This window comes from Lactobacillus sp. VURO6/B1 (VP7), assembly GCF_058139575.1.
The window spans coordinates 1-2220 of the sequence record NZ_JBVOWJ010000032.1 but is presented as its reverse complement, the minus strand read 5'-3'; the positions used below and the strand labels follow the sequence as shown (position 1 = coordinate 2220).

Genomic DNA, 2220 nt, shown 5'->3' with positions numbered 1-2220 from the left:
ATTTTTTGTTAATTTTCATTGTAATTACTCCTTTATCCTTAAATTCTAATAGCTATCTGGTTAATTGTCTATTAAGGCTACCTTTACTGGACCAGGCAACCTAATATAAATATTAGTCGAAGTAGTGCTAAGCCAAATGGCTATCAGTTTTAAAAGATTTATAAAAAACTTCGTGAAAAATAAAGTGCGATCCTCGCATGCAAAAGAGACATACTAGACGTCTAGGCAATCCATTTGGATTGCCTTTTTGTATATCTACACTTTTGAAATCTACGTGTGCTTCTATGTTTTAATAAAACCCTCTTTACTCTTTTGAGGACTTCGTCCTGTTATTGATATATAATAATATATAGAAATATATAGTAATATATAGCAATATAAGAGAAATATATATGAAAGATATAAGAGAAATAATTGATATAATAGTACCTACAGCATCTAATAAAGAAGTAGCAAGATATAGAACAAGGATTAATTCGTATATAAAAAAATATAAGATAATATATAAAAAAGAAAATAGAAAAATGGTTCTTGATGAATCAGAAGCGAAGAAAGTCATTGCTCATTTTAAAAATGGTGAAGTAGGTTCTGCTAGATCAATTAGTAAAACTGATTACGTCAGACATTTGGAAGAAAAAGTAGCGAAACAACAAGAAGAAATTGATCAGCTTAATAATCGATATTTAAGTAAAATCGAGGAGCAGAATAAAGAGTTAAGAGAAGCTAATAGGGCTTTAGGAAAAAAGTTTGATCGGTTAATGCAGCTTATGAACCAACAACAACAGTTACATGGCAGAGACCAAAAGATAAAAGAGCAGGGCTCTTTAGAACGTAAGGAAAGAAACATTGATAATGAACTAAAAGAGCCAGTTCGAAAAAATGAACACTGGTGGCAAAAGATTTTTAAATAATTGGGCATAAGACCTTGAGGCATCTTAAGATCACTTCTAACTGACTTATAATCATTCGCTAACAATAGGGAACTTAATGTTTAAAAGTAACGTATTCAAAGTTATTTTGACAATAATTTCACCTACTATAATATTAATTTTCACTGTATTTTTTAAATAAGTAATCAATATTTCAAATGACTCGTAAGAGTCATTTTTTATTTTATCTTCTAGTTATTAATCTTTGAAAAACTTGATAATTTCATATTATAAAGCACAAATTAACTGGATATTTAACGAACTATATGTTTATATATACATGATTATTTTTTAATATTATTTGTTGACAAATTTTTATGCTGAACTATGGTTTTAATATCAATGTCGACATTGATCTAAAATATTATGAAAGGCGTACTATTATGAAAAGTACCATTAAAAAATTGGGAATTTCTCTTGGGGCAGCAAGTTTTATAGGAACGACTATGGCAACAACTGTAGTAAATACATTTGCTGCTACGGACAACTCCGTAAGTAATTCCAATGAAAATCAAAACAACAGTTCATATGGGGCATTGTACGGTTCATTAACTAAAGATCAACAAGATGAGTTTGATCAAATTGTTAATGGTGCTGGACTTAATGAGGAGCAGCAGAATACTCTCTTACAAGACAAAATTACTGAACAAAACAATAACCTGACACGTGGCTTAAAGTTAGAAACAATTAAGAAAATTGCCAAATACGTTGCTAAAATTACTGGTAACAGTTTAAAAACTAAGCCACTAAAAGCTTTTGTAAACTTTCTAACTGATTATGAAGGTAAAGCTGAAGATGGTATACGATATGCGCTAATTCATTATCTTCACCTTAACAGCACAGTCGCTTACTGGACGGCACGAACAGTCGTATTTATCTATCTTTAAATAATCTAAAAGGTGTGACTATAACATGAATACTACTTTAATAATAATCATTATCTTGGCTCTAGAGCTTCTGCCAATCGATACTTGGCTTGCCAGATACAATATGACGCTTGCTATGCCTATCCTTTTTACTTTAGCGTTGATTGCTGTGTTTCTCCTCTCTTTAGTGGGCTTTTCAAAAGCTTTTCATTGGTATGATTATCTAATAGCAGTTATTACATGTGTTTATGAATGGATGATATTCTTCAAAAATAACAAAAAATAAGCAAACCAAAACTCAAATACGCAAATTAATTACAAATTAAGCAGATTAAATACCTAATCAAAAAAATAATTCCATATATACCAAAGCAACTTAACATAATGTACATTAAGCGAAGTTGCTACGAAACCTAGTGCTACAA

The 2220-nt window shown here is 30.1% G+C and carries 3 protein-coding genes; all 3 read left to right on the top strand.

The genetic code is table 11. The annotated features are described in order from the left end of the window. Window positions 1-392: 392 nt before the first annotated feature. The 3 genes from ACZ2M0_RS09385 (at window position 393) to ACZ2M0_RS09375 (ending at window position 2081) form a co-directional block, all read left to right on the top strand. A complete protein-coding gene (locus ACZ2M0_RS09385; protein ID WP_038521150.1) occupies window positions 393-911 on the top strand; it encodes a hypothetical protein in 519 nt (172 codons plus the stop codon). A 401-nt stretch (window positions 912-1312) separates the two neighbouring features. Continuing rightward, window positions 1313-1816 carry a hypothetical protein gene (locus ACZ2M0_RS09380; protein WP_038521147.1) on the top strand — a complete coding sequence of 168 codons (504 nt, stop codon included), beginning with the start codon at window positions 1313-1315 and terminating at the stop codon, window positions 1814-1816. 25 nt (window positions 1817-1841) lie between these two features. Then, entirely contained in the window at window positions 1842-2081 is a 240-nt protein-coding gene (locus tag ACZ2M0_RS09375) for a hypothetical protein (protein ID WP_038521144.1), read from the top strand. Window positions 2082-2220 lie beyond the last annotated feature (139 nt).

Coding starts and splice junctions, on each gene's coding strand:
- ACZ2M0_RS09385 (WP_038521150.1), top strand. CDS start 393: ATGAAAGATATAAGAGAAATAATTGATATAATAGTACCTACAGCATCT.
- ACZ2M0_RS09380 (WP_038521147.1), top strand. CDS start 1,313: ATGAAAAGTACCATTAAAAAATTGGGAATTTCTCTTGGGGCAGCAAGT.
- ACZ2M0_RS09375 (WP_038521144.1), top strand. CDS start 1,842: ATGAATACTACTTTAATAATAATCATTATCTTGGCTCTAGAGCTTCTG.